Origin of the sequence: Cellvibrio sp. QJXJ (genome assembly GCF_024452345.1) — a bacterium.
Lineage (GTDB): Bacteria > Pseudomonadota > Gammaproteobacteria > Pseudomonadales > Cellvibrionaceae > Cellvibrio.
Genome location: NZ_CP101662.1, coordinates 3,447,316 through 3,464,451 on the forward strand (window position 1 = coordinate 3,447,316; position 17,136 = coordinate 3,464,451).

Here is a 17,136-nt window from a genome sequence, read left to right on the forward strand (position 1 = left end):
TCTGAAATTGCCAGGCGCAGCGATAAGGGAGTGCAGTGTCCACTATCCTTTCGTTCGAGAGTAACTTATTCGTTTAGAAAATATTATTTTTAATACGGTAATTGCGCAGAAATAAAAACCAACAATACCATAAGATCAGCGACACTGTTATTGCTGCGAGTATAGCGGGTTTGGGATCATTGAGGCTGCTCTGCGAACCTGCAAACGCAGTTATAAACGCATAAGGCAAGGTGGCTAGAGAATAAAGCGCCGAAAATTTTAGAAGCGGCATTTTATTGATGCCCGCCAAACATATCACCAGCTCTGGCAATATAGGCAAGGCGCGACATAACAAAATTAGAACACTGGAGTGAGCAATGAAAACCTGCTGCATATCCTGGATATTCTGTGGATTACGATAAATTTTTCTTAATAAACGCTCTCCTGAAAAATAACTAATCACATAGCCAATCAATCCCGTTAATAACATTCCTATCGCAGCTGAAATGCCCCCCGCTAGCGCACCTAAAAAATACCCCGACAAAATACACACGCTCATTGTTGGCACTGCAATAAAAAGATCCAAAATTAACAATCCAATCACCAATAATATCAAGTAACCGGAATGTATTTCACTGGCCACTGTTAACCATAAGGTTATATCCGAAAGAGATAAAATACCTGTTATATTGATTAGGAAAAAAGTGGCTGAAAATATACTTGCCAATACCGCACTAATAATCAACATTTGCTTCATAAACAAATCTCTGTAGTAATTTTCCCTATGCATTCTTCATTATTTTTTTCATTAATCCTGGGGCTATACGCATTAATAACGGAAGCCATTTTGCTTTGCCTACATAGATTTCAGCTTTACCCTTTTCTATGCCTTTTATAATTTCTTGCGCTGCCTGTTCGGCAGTTATTTTTCCGCTTCCTCGCCCTTTCGTCATAGGTGTATCAACCAATGGCAAGATAACGTCAATCACTTTTATTGGCGTTTTTTCCAATTGATAGCCAAGGCTAATACTAAAATTATGCAGGCCCGCTTTAGTCGCGCAATAAACCGCCGAAGATGTTTTTGGGAAAAGCGCAAGACCTGAATTTATATTGACAAAAGCAGCGGGCTTTTCATGCTCTATTAAAGGCTTTAGCATTATTGAGCAGATTTGCAGAGGCGCAGTCAGATTGGTGGCAACTTCTATTGCTATAGAATCGAAATTGAAATTTTCATCCGTATAACGCTCGGGAAATTGCACAGCTGCATTATTGATAACAATGGAAATTGCGGTATGCATAGCGCGAATTTTTAGTAACTGTGCTATGAGTCGCCCCTGTTGGTCTAAGGCACAAGCATAGGTGATTACATTGGGATAGGATTTTTGTAGCTCATCAAGTTTTTGCTGATCTCGCGCCAGCACTATAATTTCCCTATTGCAAGGCGCCAGCTGCCGCACCAATTCCAAACCGATTCCAGAGGTTCCTCCGGTAATCAAAATAGAGCGCTGGTGTAATTCCATGATGAGACTTATTGCTATTGGATCCCACTAAGTTTAAAAAGAGTTTCAGCTCTATTCATTAACCTAGGTTAATAAATCAGTTTGGTTTTGATCTGGATTGACACAAAATAGGCACACCTGCAGGAAATACTCAAGGAAACAATCCAATGCAAGAACACTTAGCCTCAATGGGCATGAAGCGGTACTTCCAGAAAGCTAGTCTGTTACAGCAACAAGGGCAGACGCAGGGAAAGTTATTTTTTATTCAGGAAGGTTTGGTGAAAGCTTACTACCACACACGTCACGGCAAAGTCTTTATCAAGTCATTTATATCCGCAGGTGAAGTGATTGGTAGTATGCAGGCACTGGTTGCTGGCCAAGCTTGCTCATTTAGTATTATGGCTCTGGAACCAACCACTGCATTTGAAATAAACCCCTCAACGTTGTTGGAAGCCATTACACAGCAACCAGAATTAGCCCAGTGGCTCAATCATTTTTTGCTAAAGTTAACAATGAAAAAGGAAATGAGAGAATTTGAATTTCTTTGTTTGACAGCTGAAGAGCGCTATTTACGTTTGTACCAACACCAACCGGATCTGGTTGCGCGCGTTACCCAACAGGATATCGCCCAGTATTTGGGAATTACACCCGTCGCTCTGAGCCGAATTCGCAAACGCTGCGGATTAGTTTAATTAATTCGTTTATTATATTATTGCGAGGTTAACTATAAGCGCTAGCTGCAAACAAAGGCGCATTAAAAAAATAAAACCATCCCGACATTTACCGAACTGCACTCTCGCTAGTTATTTATTCCTGGATGGGTGGATAAACATTGTCATTTTTCGCTTGTTCTTTCATAAAACTCACAAAATCTTCCGGCGATATGGGTTTACTAAAATAGTAGCCTTGGGATTGGTCGCAGTTATGATCACGCAAAAACGCTTCTTGCTCTTTGGTTTCTACACCTTCTGCAATGACCGTTAAACTCAAGGTTCTACCCATGGCGATAATCGCTTCGGTAATGGCGCGGTCTTCGCGGTTTTGGGGGATATCGCGGATAAAAGAACTGTCCACTTTTAAGGTATCTATGGGGAAGCGTTTTATTTGCGCGAGCGATGAATAGCCCACACCAAAATCATCAATTGCCAAGCGCACACCCAATGTTTTGATTGCGGTGAGAATGCGGATTGCGCGCTCTGCATCCTGCATCACCATACCTTCGGTAATTTCCATTTCCAGCAACGCTGGCTGCATGCCTGATTCACTTAATGCATCTGCAACATCCTGAATTAAATGTTCATCAAAAAACTGCCGCACGGATAAATTCACGGCCATGCACAGCGGTGGTAAACCTTGTTTTTGCCAGGCAACATTTTGTGCGCAGGCAGTTTTTAATACCCAGCGCCCAATTAAGACAATCAAACCGGTTTCTTCGGCGAGGGGGATAAATTGTGCTGGTGAGATAACGCCAAGCTCAGGATGTTGCCAGCGCACTAGCGCCTCAACTCCGGCAATTTCGCCAGTTTGTAAATTGCGTTTCGCTTGGTAGTGCAAGAAAAATTCATTGCGCTCTAACGCCATGCGCAAATTATTTTCCAGCACTAAGCGCTCCAGTGAGCGGGCTTCTATATCGGGAGAATAAAATTGGTAATTGTTTTTGCCTTCTTCTTTCGCGCGATACATGGCGATGTCGGCATTTTTCATCAGGGTTTGTTCGTCTCTTCCATCATCCGGATAAATACAAATGCCGATGCTGGCTGTCACGCGACACTCCTGGCCATTGATATAGATGGGTTCGAGCGATGCAGATAAAATTTTCTGTGCAACAGTGGCTATTTGCTCGGTGTTTTCCGGCTCAGGCAACATAACGACAAATTCGTCGCCACCGAGGCGACCCACCACGTCACTGGCGCGCAAGCATTGCTTCAGGCGTGCAGCCATTTCGCAGAGTAAATAATCACCCGCTTCATGGCCGAGGGTATCATTAATATTTTTGAATCTATCCAAATCAATAAAAAAAACAGCGAGTTTGCGGTGATAGCGATGCGCAGAATCAATCGCTAAATTCAATATCTGGCTAAACATAAAACGATTGGGCAGCGAGGTTAAACTATCGTGCGTCGCTAAAAAGTGAATGTGTTGTTCTGAACGTTTGCGATCGCTAATGTCGCGCCCAATGCCGCGGTAGCCACGAAAATGTCCTTCTTCATCAAAGGCGGGCAGCCCAGTCAAACTAATAAAATACGTTTTACCGTTATCCGCCACGCGGCGCAGCTCCAAATCACGAAACGGCTTGCGCTCGGCCACCAGGTCGTCGTATTCAATCCAGGATTCGGATAGGAGTGCAGTGCCAGCTAAGTCCTTTAAACTTTTGCCGAGAACTTCATCGCGTGTATAACTGGATTTATTGTTCGGGTCTTCGATATCAATAAATTGCAAATCGGCATCTTGCTCCCAGTACCAATCAGACGATAATTCGATCAGGCTGCGAAACCGTGCTTCACTTTCACGCAGTGCGCGCTCGGCGCGGCGGCGTAAAGTGATGTCGCGGCCAATACCCACCAGCGCGACGGTTTCGTCTTTATCGTTGCGCACGGGCAGCTTGGTGGTGAGAAACCAGCGCATATTGCCGGTCTCTTTATTGACGGCCAGCTCCTCCCGGTTAACTAATCCTTCACTGGTGCGAACGATGGTTTGTTCATCATCAAAAAAATTCTGCGCCATCGCTTGAGGAAAAAAATCAAAATCATCTTTGCCAATCAAGTTCTCCGGCGTGGTGCCCATGCCCCTGGCAACCGCCTCATTCGCTAACAAAAATTTGCTGTTGAGGTCTTTGATAAAAATACTGTCGGGCACCGCATCGACCAACGTGCGCATCAAGTTGCGCTCTTGCTCAAGGGTAGCGCTTATGGCGCTCAGCTCGGCCGTGCGCTGGGCTACACGTTTTTCCAATTCAGCGTTCAAGTCGCGCGCATTGAATTCCGCTTGTTTAATTTGGGTAATATCGCGGGTAATACCAATAATGCCAATAATTTTTCCTTCATCATCACGCAGTGGAACCTTGCTTGTAGAATGCCAGCGCAATTCACCGGTTTTGAAATCGGTCAGCTGTTCTTCGCGCCCCATTAGCGGTTGCCCTGAACGCATCACCCATTGATCATCTTCGCGATAGGCTTGTGCGGCGTTGAGGGGGTTGAGGTCGAAATCGGTTTTTCCCAGGATATCCTCTGCAGATTTTGCCCCGGTCATATTTACCAATGCCAAATTGGCATAGACAAAACGGCCTTGCTCATCCTTGGCATAGATGAGATCGAGCATATTATCGCCCAGTGTGCGGAGTAGATGACGTTCCATAGGAAATACTTGTATTGGTGGTGAAGGTTCTGCTTAATACACAGAGATATCAGGTTTTAGTATAAGTAGCGATCAGTGTTTGCATGAAAAATAAAATCAGGGAGCGAAACCAGGTTGTCTCTGTCAGCTTATTGACAGATCAATTCTCCATCTTGTGGACTAGTGTTCGATTAATAATTTATTGGCGATTACCCTTAGATTTTTTTTATAAGGAATCTTAAATTGAAACGTTCCATTGGAATATAGAGGAGTTAACCATGGGCGCCCATTGCTGTAACCACGATCACCAACCACCCATCAAACCCGATCCTAAATACCGTCGTATTTTGTGGATCGCGTTAATCGTTAATGCGTCTATGTTTGCGATAGAGATATTTTTCAGTTTGCGCTCGGGGTCTGTTGCGCTGCTGGCGGATGCTATCGATTTTTTTGGCGATGCGGCCAACTACGGTATTAGTATTTGGGTGCTGGCGATGAGTGTGCAGGCGCGCGCAACAGCGGCGCTATTGAAAGCGGCGTCCATGGCGTTATTTGGGATTGGTATTTTGATTCATGCTGCATGGAATTTGATTACCGGCGTATTGCCTGATGCGCAAACCATGAGTTTGGTTGGCCTGCTGGCACTGGCGGCGAATGTAGGGGTTGCGATCCTGCTTTACGCTTATCGCAATGGCGACAGCAATATGCGCAGTGTGTGGTTGTGTACCCGCAACGATGCGCTGGGAAATATCGCCGTAATTATTGCGGCTATCGGAGTATTTGGTACTGGCACTGCGTGGCCGGATTTAATTGTGGCAGTGATTATGGCTTCACTGGCATTGACGGCGGCCTGGCAGGTAATCAGGCAAGCGCGGCGCGAGCTGGCGCGCGAGGGGTGATTTTATATATAAAAATAATTCCATGTTTCAAAATGAAACATCGGTTGACTGCGATTCCTTTCCGTAACTTGAGCTGTTTCCAAAGCACTCATTAAGTCCTATTTGTAATATTTTTATGGTCTTTTAGTCAAACTTACCCTTAGTATTTCTGCGACCGTTCAGCGCGGTCGTTGTCGGTAGTGTTGCGCGATTTTTGTGTGCAACTGGCTGCTGGCATCTCTCACCCTGGCTTAGGCCCCGGGCTTCCGGGGAGATGTATCACCTGCAGTAGTGTCGGGCATTAAAAAACTCCAAAAGGAAATAATAAAGATGAAATCCTTTTTCTCATCCATCCTCGTTTTACTCGCGTTTTGTATTTCGCCCTTTTCCAGCGCCCAAAGTTGCGGCAGTGGCGGCGGTGCGACTGTGTGTTTAACCGCGACCGGTAGCACCAGTAATATTGGTTTGAGCTGGACGGTCAGTGGCAGTATCAGCAGTGTGCAGATTTATCGCGATACCGATAGCAACCCCAGCGGGCGCAGCCGCATTGCCACGGTAAATGCGTCTACCAGAAGTTATACCGATTCAACCGCCGTGGCGGGAACGCCCTACTGGTATTGGATTAAATTTAATGCCAATGGCGCAAGCTATAACTCCAACGCGGCGAGTGCTACGCGCACTGCTTCCACGGCGGCGATGCGCAACCTCACCAGTGTGCAACTCGCAGCCTTGATGGGCGCCGGTTGGAATTTGGGTAATTCGCTGGAGGCGATTGGCAGTGAAACCGCATGGGGCAACCCGGTTACCACGCAAGCGATGATTAATGCGGTAAAAGCGGCCGGTTTTAAAACCATTCGTATTCCCGTGTCCTGGACCCAGTATTCCGATGCGAATTACAACATCAGCAGCAGTTGGATGGCGCGCGTAAAACAAGTGGTGGATTATTCAAAAAGTGCAGGTCTCTATGTGATTATTAATATCCATTGGGACGGCGGTTGGATGCAGCCTAAATACGCCAATCAAACCGATGTTAATAATCGCATCACTAAATTGTGGACGCAGATCGCCAATCAATTTAAAAACTATGATGATTATTTATTATTTGCCGGCACCAACGAGGTAATGGTGGATGGCGATTACGGTACGCCAACCGTTGAATACTACACAGTGCAAAATAGTTTTAACCAAACCTTTGTGAATGCGGTGCGTGCTACGGGCGGCAATAATGCGGTGCGTCATTTGGTGGTGCAGGGTTTTAATACCAATATCGATCACGCAATTAGTTTTGCCACTATTCCGAGCGATTCCGCTAACAAACGTTTGATGATGGAAGTGCATTTTTACGACCCCTACAATTTCACCCTGAATGAAAATAGTTCCATCTGGCAGTGGGGTAAAAATGCCACCAATTCGGCGAACGTAGAAACCTGGGCCAATGAAGCGCATGTGGATAACCAATTCCAGCGCATGAAAACCAAATTTGTCGATAACGGTGTGGCGGTTATTCTCGGTGAGTTCGGGGCTATTTCACGCACCAATATTCCAGCGGCAGAAAGTTATCGTGTTTACTGGAACCAGTACATTACCCGCGCGGCTTATACCCGTGGTTTAGTGCCCATCTATTGGGACAATGGCTATACCGCCAACGGTGGTATGGGTTTATTTGATCGCTACACTGGCAATCAGGTTTATCCCACCATTATCAGTACGATTGTTAATGCGGCGAAATAATTTTTTAATTTCTCCCCGCCTCCTTTTTACCAAGGTAGGAGCTTGACTCCTCTCTGTGGTAAAGAGGGGCTAGGGGAGATTAACGCTATCCACAAAAATAAAACCCGGCTTCGCAATGGAGCCGGGTTTTATATTTTTACGTTCGCAGGTTTGACGACGCTGAATATTTTCTGCGGTGCAAGTGGAACGTTTTATCGATTGATTGTTACCAGTTCAAATCGGTTTTTAAATGCTGCACCAGTGTTTTGCCCATACGTTGGTTGGTAATTTTATTCGGGTGCCAATCGCAACCCAAACCATCGGCAGATTCAATTTTCCCCAAATCCACTAGCTTTACACCGCTGGATACCAAAGAACCTAAAATAATTTTTTGCGATTCCCGTTGGGCGCCACCGAGCATGGGGCTGATAATTAAATATACCGGTTTGTTGGCGAAATCCGTTTGCACCATGGCGATTAATGTTTTCATATTTGCGCGATAGTCATCGCTCACCGAGCCTTCCCAATAATCGTTGGTGCCCAGGTTAATTAATATCGCATCGGGCTGATAAGTATTTGCATTCCAGCGGCTATTGCTATCGTCAGCAAGCGTGCGTTGGTAGCGCACTAACATGCTGGGGTTCACCGGGGTTTTTTCTCCGTAGGAGCGCCATACACCAATACCGGACCAGGCGATTGCGTGTAAGTCGGCGCCCAGTTCATTGGCGGCCAGCGCGGCATAGGTTAATTGTTGATTGCTGGTGCGCATGTCATAACTGCAATGTTGATCAGCGCCCTCTACCCCGTAACCAGCGGTAATGGAATCGCCAATCACCAACAAGCGTTTTGTGGCGGCCGCAGGCGCAGGTAATAATTTTCCATCAACAATCGGGTCGCTCAGCAGTGCAGTAACCAGCGCAAAGGATTCGGTTAAGCGTGTCAGGCGAATAGTGTGTTCGCCCTTGGTTAAACCACTGGCCAGGGTATAGGTTGCCTCACCACTTTTTACCCATAAATCCTGAAGGGTACCGTCCACTGCTACTTGAAAGCGAACATCGCCATTGCTGGCCAGCATCATTTTTGCCTCAGTACCGGTGAAACGAAATTCAATGGCGGAGCCCGGCCAGGTAAATTGCGCCTTGCCTTGGGTACTGGTATCAAACCGGCCAATCATGCGCAGTTGTTCGCCGCTAAAACTGGTTGATGCCGTGGTACTGCTGAAATTGCTTGCGGTGTGATTAGGAGCTGCTTGATGGTTGCACGCTGAAAGCGCAACCAGTGATGACAGGAGTAACAGAAATTTCCACATAGATGCCTCTGCGATAGTGATGATGAATAGTCAAATTATTATCGGAGAGGATTATTACCGCTAGGTGGAAATAGTTAAACCACCCAAGTGAAAGGAAGGGTAAGTGTGCATGTCCCTATGCAGTGAAAACATTATTCCGGTAACCACATGCGCGCATCGCGTGCGGGTAAGGCAAAGGTGTAATTGCTGCTGCTGATATAGACCAAATTGCCGTTGGTCAGTACATCGCGGTAGTTGCGATACCACTTGAAGCGGCTGTTGGTATTCACGCTAAAGTTTTGTTGGCTGCCGCATTTATTAATGCCCACCACACCTTCTTCACCGCGACGGAATAAAATCGCGCAGCTGTTATGGGCCAATACTTCCATGCCCTGCCCTTGCACCTTGTTGTGGAATTTCAGCATGGCGGCAATGTGCGGCGCTTTATAGGCGTTAACCCAGCGATTGCTGTCGGTGCCAGTGGTATCGCTAAAAATTAATGGTTTACCACCATCGCGCCCCATGATGTAGGCATAGGCTAATTTTTCGTCCGTTGCATCCATAATCCAGCTGCGGAAACCGCCGTTAAGTGGAATGTCGTGGTTGATGGTAAAGGTCACCGCGCGGAATTGATCAATAGCTTGGCCTACCGTTTGCGGGTTCACCAATGAACTCATGCTGCCGCCGAATCCAAACGCATTGCGAATGCTGTGGAACAGTGGGAAGTCATAGGCTTTATGATCAGTATCGCGTAGGTACGGGCTGAGGAAACGGTCGTTATCCAAATTACCTGCACCGCCGCCAGTAATAATTTCACCAAATACATACATGTTGGTTTTAATGGTGGAGGTAAAAATTTGGTTCAAGTGGTAAGCGGTCATGTGTTTGGCCGCGTCCACGCGGAAGCCTTTTACGCCCATGGTTTTGAGCGCGGTTAAATAATTGCGCTGTTGGGTCACTACCCAGCTATTGGGGTTCATATCTGGCAAACCGGTGTCGCCGCTGCCACCACACAAACGCCAATTTTGTACTTGCCACACATCGTTGTAATCACTGATGCAATTGGCGGGATTAAAATCGTAACCACCAAATAAACCCTGGGTTAAATCGCCAAATAATTTTTGATTATTCCAGTAAGTGGTGTTGGAGTTGTAGGTGCTAATTGCCGCTGAGCCGGGGAAATCGGTAGCGCCATTGCGTTCATTCGCCATGTGGTTCAAAACGATATCCGCATAGACTGCCACGCCTTGGGCGTTGAGTGCGTTCACCATGGTTTGGAAGCTTTGTTTATTGCCGCGGGCATGGTCGATGACGCGAATATCCTGTGGTTGGTACCGTTGCCACCACGCGGAATTGGCCGAATTGGATTTTAACGGCGGTGCGACTAATACCGCTTTGTAGCCGAGGTTTTTAATTTCCGTGGCCTTGGCGGAAACATCGCTATAGTTCCAGTCAAACGCATGTAAAATGGCATCGGCGCTGGCGTGTTGCACACTGGCAATACTCGCCAGGGCGAGGGTAAAGGTTAACGACGCTTTGGAAATCAATTGGGTTAAAAAACGGTTTTTCACAGTAGTGTCTCCCCTGCTCCGGGCGCGAGGTAAATATTGGCGCAACGGTAGCAGTTGTAGTGAGTTATTAGATGTTATGGTTATTCTGTTTGTTACGGCAGCACGAATCCCGCAAGCAAATAGGCCTGCAAAAAACAGTGCGTGAGAATGGATGAAATCATCCGCGTAAATCGCATTTCACAGTGTGGGTTGCACGGCTGCGGTAGCGACAAAAAATGGTTGTGACCTGAGCTCTATCCAGAGTTATTGTTATTTCACTAGAGCGCCGCACAGACAGCAGGCAATTGCGGCAAATGGTGAGTGCCTAATAACGAGTGCACAGGCATAGTTAAAGCCATTTATTAATAATTGAACAGACTGTTGCATACGTATTCAATTTGCGTGTTTATAACTCTTTTGCAAATCGGGGCGATGATTGCGCTAACAGTTTTTATTTCCCAGAGATGCTTATCCACTAAAAAGTTTTATCAGCGAGTTATTTTATTAATGAATGATTTTTTTCAACAGACGGCGCAGGCAGAGTTTCAAAAAGCCAGCCAACAATTGCCCGGGGCCAAACAATTTCAAACGGCACTCACCCAATCGTTCAAACGCTACGATAATCTCATCGCCAAAACTATTACTGAATCGCCAACAAAACCGGCCTGCCAAGCAGGCTGTGCGTTTTGTTGTTATTACAAAGTGGAAGTGCGCGCCCATGAAATGTTGAACATCAAGGATTACCTGCATAAACAGCTGAGCGCTGAAAATATTCAGCAAATAATACAAGAGGCTGATCGAAACGCTGCAGTGATTCGTAGCATCACTCCTGAGCAGCATCTCACCACCAATTTAAAATGCCCGCTGTTGCACAATAATCAATGCAGTGTTTATCCGGTGCGCCCCTATCGCTGCCGTAATTTTCACGCGACCGATGCAAAAGCCTGTGAACAATCCTTTGCCGATCCGGCGAATATGGATATAACAACCGGCATGATTGAAACTGTGGCGCTCGCGGCCGATGCGCATTCGCAAGGTTTTGAAGCGGCGATTGAACAGAAAGGCTTGGATGCGCGAATTTATGATTTTAATACGGCGCTGTTAGAAGTACTGGCCGATGAGAGTTGTTTAAAACGTTATTTGCGCGGCAAAAAAACATTTCAAACCGCTTTGGAAGTTAGTTAAATTAAGGTTTAAAAATATTGCCCACTGGCGCAAATCGCCAGTGGGCAAGTTCTGCAATATTCATCTCTCGTCATACCTGCGAACGTGGGTATCCATAACAATCAACAGCGTGGATTAGCTGCGCTGGTCTGCGATTCCCTAGGCAACTTTAAAGAAAGACATCAACTGTTGCAGGTGCAGCGATTGGTCGTTGGTTTGTTCTGCCGTTGCTGCCAACTCCTCCGCCGCTGCCGCGTTTTGTTGGGTCGCGCGATTAATTTGCAACATCGCCGAATTGACTTCCGACAACCCACTCGACTGCTCCAGCGAACTGGCTGAAATTTCCTGTACTAAATCCGAGGTTTTGGTAATCGCCGGTACCATATCAATTAACAGTTCACCGGCGCGCTCGGCCAGGCGCACATTACCTGCGGTTAATTCATCAATTTCCTGCGCCGCAATCCGGCTGCGTTCTGCCAATTTGCGCACCTCACTTGCTACCACGGCAAAACCGCGCCCGTGTTCACCCGCGCGCCCTGCTTCAATCGCGGCGTTTAAGGCCAACAAATTAGTTTGGTAGGCGATGTCATCGATAATCGCCACCTTCTCGGCAATTAAACGCATGGCATCAACTGTTTTGGATACGGTGGTGCCGCCTTCCGCTGCTTGTTGCGCCGCTTTGGCAGCAATGCTGTCGGTGATTTGCGCGTTGTCGGCATTTTGTTTTACCGAGCTGGAAATTTGTTCCAGCGACGCTGAAATTTCTTCCACGCTACTCGCCTGTTCAGTCGTCGCTTGACTCAAACTTTGTGTGGTTGCCGATACTTGGGTGGAAGCGTTAGTGAGCGCATCGGAGGTATTGAGAATATCGGTCACTGTCTGCGACAGGCGCACCATGGATTCATTCATCGCGTTCAGCAATTGGCCGAACTCATCGCGCCGGTCGCTGTGGCTGCGAAAAGTTAAATTACCCTCCGCGAGCTGGCGCACTGCATGGGCGGCAATTTGCAGTGGTGTGGTAATGCTGCGGAACAGCGCGATGGATAAGCCAATCGCTAGCAGCACTCCGATTGCGGCCGTTACCAACATGGTCAAAGAGGTGGTTTCGAAGTTGGCAATGGCCGATTCCTGTTTGGCGGCCAGTATTTGCTCCAATCGCTCCTGCATTAAATCCAGTTCATTGCGCATTGCCTCAAAATCCGCAGCGGCTTTGCCAGTGCTCAGCTCCATTGCCAGTCGGTGCGATTCGGCATTCGGCTGTTGCACCATAGCGACTACCTGATCGGTACTTGCCTCCCAGGTATCGCGCAGGCCGATGTAGTTGTTGCGCAGTTCACTGAGTTTGGCGTCCTCAATCAAACTAAAAAACTTGTCCACCCGGTCGCGTGCCTGCTGTTTGTTTTCCGCGTGTTCGTCCAATAGGGGTTTGAATTGTTCACTCGCCGGGTCGGTGGCAATCAGCGTGCGCTCCGCCACCAGCGCCTGCTGCAAATCCCGGTCGGCGGAATAAAGCGTGCTGGTACCGGGCACATAGTTATTCAAAATCAATTTGGTCGTTGCATGCTCGGTATTAAAGGCATAAGCCACAAACACCAACAGCGCCAAAAACGTCAGCGTCACCAGCGCAAACCCGCCTCCCAAACGTTTGGGAACCGAAATATTCACCAACATAACCTTCTCCTTCTTATTAATTAACCCCATGGGCTAGTAACTAACCTTAGACCGGATTTACAAGTTGTTCCAATCCCAACCACAGCCACCGGTTATTGTTCGCTGCTGCCTGACGAACAAAATGCTCTGGTCGGATAAACCCAGAGCCTATATATTCAAAGCCTTACCCAAACGCCCGGAACAGTAACGCGCACCGGCTTGCTGAAAAACACGCATGCGCAATTTGTCATGCTAGAGAAAGATGTAATTTGCTGTTATTTCGTTTATCGCCCAAAGGGTTGAGAATGAAGGCTTCAAATTACGTGAATAGAGATATCGTGCATGCGCGGTATACAAATGTTAACTATGGAGAGAATTTCGTGCCAACAAGAGAATATTCTCAAGATCAATATCGAAAAGATTTTACTGGCGAGAAGCGAAAGGAAGCTTTAAAGCAGGCCTTAGATATCAGAAAATTTGAAATTGATTTGTATTGGAAGCGTGCTGCGTATTTTTGGACATTCATAGGTGCAACCTTTGCAGGCTTTATAGCCATACAAGCTTCTAGCTCCGCACAAAACTCCAAACAAGACTTGTCGGTAATACTTTGTTGTCTGGGTTCAGTCTTTTCTTTCGCCTGGATATTGGTGAATCGAGGTAGCAAGCAGTGGCAAGAAAATTGGGAAAAGCACGTTGATATGCTTGAAGACAAAATCACTGGACCACTTTACAAAGTGGTATTGACTCGTAACAAACCAAAAGGTTTTTCTGAGAGCGCCACACATTTAATTACGGGGCCCTCGCCTATATCAGTTTCAAAAATAAATCAAATTATCAGCTTATATGTCACCCTAATATGGCTTACATTACTAGTTTATTCATTATTGCCTTTTGATCTCAACCGGCCACTAAATATCTTTTACTGTGTATTAATCTTTTTTAGCTTCTTAGCTTGCACCCTCTTTGCTTGGTTAGGTAGAACTTACAGTGGTGGTTTTTGGCACAAGGCAACAATTAGAACAACAGAAATTAAAAATAATTAACAATCGCCAAAGCGCCGCCCACTTCTTGCGCTGGACAGTTTTTAAGTCGCGCTTTTTGTGGGTTTTCTGCGCAAAGTGTATTGCATGTGCAACTTGCAACGCGCCCCTGCGCTCAACGTTATTTTCAATTACTTAGCAAGGTCATCTTATGGATTTAATGTCTGGTTTTATTGGCGCAATTATCGGCGCAATAGTGGCGGGCTATTGTTCTATTAAGGCAACACAAATTTCCAATAAAAATCAAAGAGAACAATCTGGAGAAAACGAAAAGAAACTTTTAGCGGGTCTATTACAATCAATTCATGACGAAATTGAAACTGTATATGATCGCTATCAAGAGACAATGGGGGCAAGGCTAGAATCACTACCTGAAAACAATGCATTAATTTGGTATTACCCTTTGGTTAGTGACTTTTTCACTATTTATAATAGTAATGGTTTTTTAATAGGGAAAATTCCTAGCAATGATCTGAGAAAACAAATTATTAAAACCTATACGTTATCGAAAGGAATGGCTGACTCTTATAGGATGAACAATGACTTAGTTGCTAAATTTGAATATGCTCACAAATTATTTGAAGAGACGGGCTTACAAGTTCATCAAAATCAAGCAAATGCGCATTTTTCCGGTTTGGTTGATTATGCAAAGACGCTTAAAGAAAGCCATAAAACTTTAAAAACTGAAATTGCAAGCCTACTTCGCGAGCTGCGGAAAAATGGCGTGCTAAATGAGGTATAAATCTAGCAATGTGTAGCTACATGAACGGGAACTTTTCAAGGCGCAGCTTTTTGGTTTTACTGACGTATCTTCAATCAATCGGATGAAAAAATGAAACTCAATGGATCAATGAAGCCAAGCAAACTAGTATCTGCTTTAGCTGTTTTAGTGGGTGTAGGAATGTTTATCCTAGGGCTGGTTGAACTTATACCTCAAGGCGGTTGGTTTGGATGGTTTTGGTTATTGGTGGTGGTTTCAATAATTGGATTTCATTTGGTGAATTTGATTTCATCCAGAGGTGTCGCTGAAGTAAATATTGAATTTGCCAGTGTGGATATGGAGGCCCGTTTAGAGCGTTTGGAAAACCTCAAGAATAAGGGACTTATCACTGCGAGTGACTATGACATCCAAAAAAAGCGGATATTAAACGAGATTTAAAATGTGTGGTAAGTGTGACCACCTCGAAAAGCCTAAACAAAAAACCGATCCTTATGAGATCGGTTTTTTGTTTTTAGCGCGCTAAAAAATAATTAGCGTTTGTAAGAGCACTTGTTGGGGTTGCCCAGTGGATCTGAACCAAATGCGGATACGGTGCAGGCGATGGAGCCGGGTACCGAGACTTTCTTCAGTACCCAGTTGCCTTTGCGACCAAAAGCTACCCAGCCGTCGCCGGAGGTGACGGAGCAAGTGCCGCCCAGATCAGCGCATTTGGAGAAGCCACTTGGGTAATCACCTGTGCCACTTAATACCGGTGCACCGCTAGCTGCTGATGAGCTGGAGCTGCTGGTGCCACCAATAGTTACCGATGCGGCGTTTGAGTTAGTGACTACGCCGTTGGTGGTGTTTTTGATCCAGTAATAGTAAGTACCAGCGCTCGCGGTGCTGTCGGTATAGCTGCGTGCTGCAGAGGTCAGTGTGGCAATACGTACGCGACCAGCAGGGTCTGAGTCGGTATCGCGATATACCTCTTGTGACGCGGTAGTGAGGTTGCTAGTTGACCAACTCAGGTTAACGCTGGTGCCTGAAACGCTGGTTGAGAGATTGATAGAACCCGATGCGGCGGCGCTGCTGGAGCTGCTCGCTGTGCTGGATGGTGTTGACGACGACACCGATGAGGTGGTGCCGCCACTGCATGCACTGGCGGTCAACTGCGCGCCGTTTTTACCCACACCGGCGTATTGGGCGATTTTGTCTTTTACGCACTGGGGGGTAACGGGTGAATAGCTGTAGGGAATGCTAATCGGGAAGGGGGCGGTAGTGGTCCAGTTGGTGGCGTCGATGGTGCCGCCGCTGGTCCAGGTGATGTTGTAAGTCGCAAAATCACCGGGGTTGCGGATGTTGTTGTTGCGCAAATCCCACTTGCCGCAGTTGCTGCTATCAAAACGGCAGGTCACGGGGTTCACCGCGTTTTGGAACCAGTTGCTCTCGATCAACGCATAGCCATTTTGGCGTACGTTAATGCCCGAACTGGTGATGCCGTCATAGAGGTTGTTGTACATGTGCGTCCAACCACCGCGCTGCAGCGGCAGGCGCGCGCCGACGTTGCGATAGATGTTGTGGTGGAAGGTGATTTTGCGACCGCCGCCGATATCGGTGCTGCTGGAACCATCCAGCCCGACTTTTTTACTGTCGCGGATAATGTTGTAGGACACAGTGATGTTTTGCGATTCCTTTTTAATATCAATCGCACTTTCAAAGGTCAGGTCGCCATCCGGTGAACCTTTACACTCGTTGTTAACCGCAAATAATTCGTTGTGATCGATCCACACGTTGACACCGCTGTCGATACGAATCATATCGGCATCGTTGGATGCACCGGCGAGTGCGCCAATTTTCATATTGCGCACAATCACATTGCTGGATTTATTTACCACTATGCCGAAGTTTGCCGAGGAGCCGTTGGCGCCTTGGATGGTAATACCACGGGTGAATTCTTTAATTTCCACTTTGCGGTAGGCCTCACTCCAGCGCGGGTTGGGGCAATTGCCGGAGGAGTCCACAGTGTGGTCGCGAATCATTTGATTGATCAGCGAATCCTCATTACCGGTGTAAGTGATGATGACCGGGTAGTCGCCGTCTTTTGCATTTTCAATAATCTGCTGGATTTGGGTGTGGGTGGAGGCGTTAAAAGACTGGGCGCCCGACACATTGCCGCCATCAGTAGTGGAAAAACCGCCGGTAGCAGCCGCCAACACTGAGCCGCTGGCGAGTAAACCCAGGGTGCTGACCAGTAGCTTGCGGGTAAAATTGACACGGCGTTGAGCGGTGCCAGAAGTGATATTTTTCATAGTTACAATCTCGTCTTAGTTATTGAAATAAAGAGG

General features: G+C 46.7%; 14 protein-coding genes. 7 read left to right on the plus strand and 7 right to left on the minus strand.

The genetic code is table 11. The features are described from left to right. Positions 1 to 73 precede the first annotated feature (73 nt). On the minus strand, positions 74 to 736 hold the full coding sequence (locus tag NNX04_RS14940; protein ID WP_261946307.1) for a VTT domain-containing protein: 663 nt from the start codon (positions 734 to 736) through the stop codon (positions 74 to 76). 25 nt (positions 737 to 761) lie between these two features. Then, positions 762 to 1,499 carry an SDR family oxidoreductase gene (locus NNX04_RS14945; protein ID WP_261946308.1) on the minus strand — a complete coding sequence of 246 codons (738 nt, stop codon included), beginning with the start codon at positions 1,497 to 1,499 and terminating at the stop codon, positions 762 to 764. Between the two features lie 146 nt (positions 1,500 to 1,645). On the opposite strand from NNX04_RS14945, the gene NNX04_RS14950 reads away from it, so the two are divergent. After that, the gene (locus NNX04_RS14950) at positions 1,646 to 2,170 is read left to right on the plus strand and encodes a Crp/Fnr family transcriptional regulator (RefSeq protein WP_261946309.1); all 525 of its coding nucleotides are present in this window, start codon (positions 1,646 to 1,648) and stop codon (positions 2,168 to 2,170) included. A 115-nt stretch (positions 2,171 to 2,285) separates the two neighbouring features. Here the strand turns inward: NNX04_RS14950 and NNX04_RS14955 are convergent, their stop codons facing one another. Further along, on the minus strand, positions 2,286 to 4,832 hold the full coding sequence (locus tag NNX04_RS14955) for a sensor domain-containing protein (RefSeq protein WP_261946310.1): 2,547 nt from the start codon (positions 4,830 to 4,832) through the stop codon (positions 2,286 to 2,288). A gap of 257 nt (positions 4,833 to 5,089) precedes the next feature. Here NNX04_RS14955 and NNX04_RS14960 point away from each other — a divergent pair, with 257 nt between their 5' ends. Both NNX04_RS14960 and NNX04_RS14965 read left to right on the plus strand, forming a co-directional pair. Beyond that, positions 5,090 to 5,710 carry a cation transporter gene (locus NNX04_RS14960; RefSeq protein ID WP_151055383.1) on the plus strand — a complete coding sequence of 207 codons (621 nt, stop codon included), beginning with the start codon at positions 5,090 to 5,092 and terminating at the stop codon, positions 5,708 to 5,710. 309 nt (positions 5,711 to 6,019) lie between these two features. Then, on the plus strand, positions 6,020 to 7,420 hold the full coding sequence (locus NNX04_RS14965; protein WP_261946311.1) for a glycoside hydrolase family 5 protein: 1,401 nt from the start codon (positions 6,020 to 6,022) through the stop codon (positions 7,418 to 7,420). Between the two features lie 205 nt (positions 7,421 to 7,625). Here the strand turns inward: NNX04_RS14965 and NNX04_RS14970 are convergent, their stop codons facing one another. Both NNX04_RS14970 and NNX04_RS14975 read right to left on the minus strand, forming a co-directional pair. Next, entirely contained in the window at positions 7,626 to 8,708 is a 1,083-nt protein-coding gene (locus tag NNX04_RS14970) for an SGNH/GDSL hydrolase family protein (protein ID WP_261946312.1), read from the minus strand. A 131-nt stretch (positions 8,709 to 8,839) separates the two neighbouring features. Continuing rightward, positions 8,840 to 10,258 (minus strand): alpha-amylase family protein, encoded by a 1,419-nt coding sequence (locus tag NNX04_RS14975; protein WP_261946313.1) that lies wholly within the window; start codon positions 10,256 to 10,258, stop codon positions 8,840 to 8,842. 486 nt (positions 10,259 to 10,744) lie between these two features. On the opposite strand from NNX04_RS14975, the gene NNX04_RS14980 reads away from it, so the two are divergent. Beyond that, positions 10,745 to 11,422, plus strand: a complete 678-nt coding sequence (locus NNX04_RS14980; protein ID WP_040391035.1) for a YkgJ family cysteine cluster protein — start codon at positions 10,745 to 10,747, stop codon at positions 11,420 to 11,422. Between the two features lie 138 nt (positions 11,423 to 11,560). Here the strand turns inward: NNX04_RS14980 and NNX04_RS14985 are convergent, their stop codons facing one another. Next, positions 11,561 to 13,072: a methyl-accepting chemotaxis protein gene (locus NNX04_RS14985; protein WP_261946314.1), complete on the minus strand. Its 1,512-nt coding sequence runs from the start codon at positions 13,070 to 13,072 to the stop codon at positions 11,561 to 11,563. A 284-nt stretch (positions 13,073 to 13,356) separates the two neighbouring features. Here NNX04_RS14985 and NNX04_RS14990 point away from each other — a divergent pair, with 284 nt between their 5' ends. The 3 genes from NNX04_RS14990 (at position 13,357) to NNX04_RS15000 (ending at position 15,250) form a co-directional block, all read left to right on the plus strand. Beyond that, positions 13,357 to 14,094, plus strand: a complete 738-nt coding sequence (locus NNX04_RS14990) for a RipA family octameric membrane protein (protein ID WP_261946315.1) — start codon at positions 13,357 to 13,359, stop codon at positions 14,092 to 14,094. Positions 14,095 to 14,242: 148 nt separating this feature from the next. Further along, entirely contained in the window at positions 14,243 to 14,833 is a 591-nt protein-coding gene (locus NNX04_RS14995) for a hypothetical protein (protein ID WP_261946316.1), read from the plus strand. 90 nt (positions 14,834 to 14,923) lie between these two features. Beyond that, on the plus strand, positions 14,924 to 15,250 hold the full coding sequence (locus NNX04_RS15000; protein WP_261946317.1) for an SHOCT domain-containing protein: 327 nt from the start codon (positions 14,924 to 14,926) through the stop codon (positions 15,248 to 15,250). Positions 15,251 to 15,342: 92 nt separating this feature from the next. Here NNX04_RS15000 and NNX04_RS15005 read toward each other — a convergent pair whose 3' ends face one another. Continuing rightward, the gene (locus tag NNX04_RS15005) at positions 15,343 to 17,100 is read right to left on the minus strand and encodes a polysaccharide lyase (RefSeq protein ID WP_261946318.1); all 1,758 of its coding nucleotides are present in this window, start codon (positions 17,098 to 17,100) and stop codon (positions 15,343 to 15,345) included. Between the last annotated feature and the right edge of the window lie 36 nt (positions 17,101 to 17,136).

Coding starts and splice junctions, on each gene's coding strand:
- NNX04_RS14940 (WP_261946307.1), bottom strand. CDS start 736: ATGAAGCAAATGTTGATTATTAGTGCGGTATTGGCAAGTATATTTTCA.
- NNX04_RS14945 (WP_261946308.1), bottom strand. CDS start 1,499: ATGGAATTACACCAGCGCTCTATTTTGATTACCGGAGGAACCTCTGGA.
- NNX04_RS14950 (WP_261946309.1), top strand. CDS start 1,646: ATGCAAGAACACTTAGCCTCAATGGGCATGAAGCGGTACTTCCAGAAA.
- NNX04_RS14955 (WP_261946310.1), bottom strand. CDS start 4,832: ATGGAACGTCATCTACTCCGCACACTGGGCGATAATATGCTCGATCTC.
- NNX04_RS14960 (WP_151055383.1), top strand. CDS start 5,090: ATGGGCGCCCATTGCTGTAACCACGATCACCAACCACCCATCAAACCC.
- NNX04_RS14965 (WP_261946311.1), top strand. CDS start 6,020: ATGAAATCCTTTTTCTCATCCATCCTCGTTTTACTCGCGTTTTGTATT.
- NNX04_RS14970 (WP_261946312.1), bottom strand. CDS start 8,708: ATGTGGAAATTTCTGTTACTCCTGTCATCACTGGTTGCGCTTTCAGCG.
- NNX04_RS14980 (WP_040391035.1), top strand. CDS start 10,745: ATGAATGATTTTTTTCAACAGACGGCGCAGGCAGAGTTTCAAAAAGCC.
- NNX04_RS14985 (WP_261946314.1), bottom strand. CDS start 13,072: ATGTTGGTGAATATTTCGGTTCCCAAACGTTTGGGAGGCGGGTTTGCG.
- NNX04_RS14990 (WP_261946315.1), top strand. CDS start 13,357: ATGAAGGCTTCAAATTACGTGAATAGAGATATCGTGCATGCGCGGTAT.
- NNX04_RS14995 (WP_261946316.1), top strand. CDS start 14,243: ATGGATTTAATGTCTGGTTTTATTGGCGCAATTATCGGCGCAATAGTG.
- NNX04_RS15000 (WP_261946317.1), top strand. CDS start 14,924: ATGAAACTCAATGGATCAATGAAGCCAAGCAAACTAGTATCTGCTTTA.
- NNX04_RS15005 (WP_261946318.1), bottom strand. CDS start 17,100: ATGAAAAATATCACTTCTGGCACCGCTCAACGCCGTGTCAATTTTACC.